Genomic DNA, 1,827 nt, shown 5'->3' with positions numbered 1-1,827 from the left:
TTACGTGAAGCCACGGCGTTACTCACACGCAGCTCCAACTCAATGTCTTTTTGGTTGCACAACCCTCGCCGGGCGATGTAGAGGAACGTCAGCATGGTGGACACCTGCATGAACGGGTCTACGTCGGCAAAAGCTTCAGCCCCTAATGCGACTTCGTTGACATCCATTTTTGTTAATCCTCCGTGGTGGGCGGAAGGATACCCCAGAGCGAAAAAAATTGCTAGATAGGATGTTGCGCAAGGGTATCCTTATGCGGCCAAGGGGCGGTTTAGCTCCTCGACAATGGGGAACAGCTTCTTCTCCAGGTTGTGGAACCGGCGAGATTGACTCATCCAGTGGACGACATCCGTGTAGTCCCGGTCATCCACGGCCTTACCGGCCTTTCGAAGCGTCTCATTGGCACACTCGCTGAGCGCGGCCATGATAGTGTTGAAGTCCTGCTCGGTGAGGTTCAGGGTAACGTCAGCGTTCACTTCTAGGTTCTCCATAGGTTAGCAGTAAGCGGGCGAACGAGATGCCACCCACTCAGCATTGTCTTTCTTGAAGGCGCATTGCCAGTTACCCCTGACTATATCCTGGCTCGGCACCTTGTATTTCTTGAGGATACCACCTTTCTCCCTCAGGTCTTTCCTGAAGTACTTACTCTTACACCAGCGTTTATATTGCGCTAGGGTAAGGAACCCAAAATAGTAATGGTGAGAGGACGCCGTGTTGAACGCCTTATATAGCTCGGTTCCTGCCTCACGCGCATCATATGGACCAGGAGGCAATACAGGGTCGCAATCATGCTTATCGTAGTTGCTTCCATTGTATTTCGCATCATACATCAACCCTGATTGGAACGCCCCCTTGTCATTACGCTCCAACCTCCACACGTACCTATGTTTTGCCATTGATGATAGTGATTAGTGTTGAACCTTAGCGGATCACCGAGGCAATCCACACTGATGAAGCCTTGAGGAGCACACAGCCCCCCAAAGCGATTAGCCAAGGTATTACCCGCGCACCCATTTGATGATCTCCCGTATGAGGGTGTAGGCGACCAGTGCATAAATCAGGTAATCAATCATTCCCATATCCAGAGAAGGTTAGTGGCGACTGATCCAACAAGGAACACATGCTCAAGCCCAGGTGCCCACAAAGGAGCCACAGCAGTAACAACAACACCAAGGCTGATGATGATTTGATACTTGCGGTGACGAGGCATGGGTTACACCTCCAGGCTACCATTGACGGCGTAACCGATGACCATCACGAAGCAGAGCACACCGGCCACCACCGCGTACACGTCGTGCGCGCCAAAGGCGGCAGCAGCGAAGTATACCAAGTGGGAGCCGTGGGCAGTGTGAGAGCAAACCTTGGCGATCTTATCCTTGCTGATCATAATCTCAGACCCATAGTGAGAGAACAGTAACGATGAACACAATCCAGAACACATTGTTCAGCATCTGGACTTCTTTGAATGCCCACTCAGCGCGGACATAGGCTTCAAACTCAGGGTCTGCCCGTTGACGTTTGTTGAACATGCTTACTCCCAATAAAGAGTGTACGTGTACCCAACATCTAAGGTTCTATCAGGGTTGAACTTCTTGACGAACTTGATGCGATACCCTGATGCGCCATGTTCTCTCACCGCCTTCTTAGCCATCTGTTTAGCGGTGGTTTTGCTGATGTACACTTGTGTTAACCCTCCTATTTTCATTCACCGAGAAACGGTTCATAACCTTCGACGACACGTGAATACTCAGGGATGAGTGCAGCAGCCTTCTCAGCCTCTTGGTAATCCGTGTACTCACCACCGACGACCACCCACTCGCCTTCATCATT

General features: G+C 51.1%; 3 protein-coding genes. All 3 read right to left on the bottom strand.

Annotation, left to right across the window (positions count from 1 at the left end; genetic code table 11):
- Nucleotides 1-248: 248 nt before the first annotated feature.
- The gene (locus M2320_RS23150) at nt 249-473 is read right to left on the bottom strand and encodes a hypothetical protein (RefSeq protein WP_264599321.1); all 225 of its coding nucleotides are present in this window, start codon (nt 471-473) and stop codon (nt 249-251) included.
- Between the two features lie 737 nt (nt 474-1,210).
- Nucleotides 1,211-1,384, bottom strand: coding sequence for a hypothetical protein (locus M2320_RS23145; protein ID WP_264599320.1), 174 nt, complete (start codon nt 1,382-1,384; stop codon nt 1,211-1,213).
- Between the two features lie 4 nt (nt 1,385-1,388).
- The gene (locus M2320_RS23140) at nt 1,389-1,526 is read right to left on the bottom strand and encodes a hypothetical protein (RefSeq protein ID WP_264599319.1); all 138 of its coding nucleotides are present in this window, start codon (nt 1,524-1,526) and stop codon (nt 1,389-1,391) included.
- Nucleotides 1,527-1,827 lie beyond the last annotated feature (301 nt).

Source organism: Rhodoblastus acidophilus (genome assembly GCF_025961575.1).
Taxonomy (GTDB): Bacteria; Pseudomonadota; Alphaproteobacteria; order Rhizobiales; family Beijerinckiaceae; genus Rhodoblastus; species Rhodoblastus acidophilus_C.
Note: the sequence above shows the minus strand (reverse complement) of the source record. Positions and strands in the feature narration are given on the sequence as shown.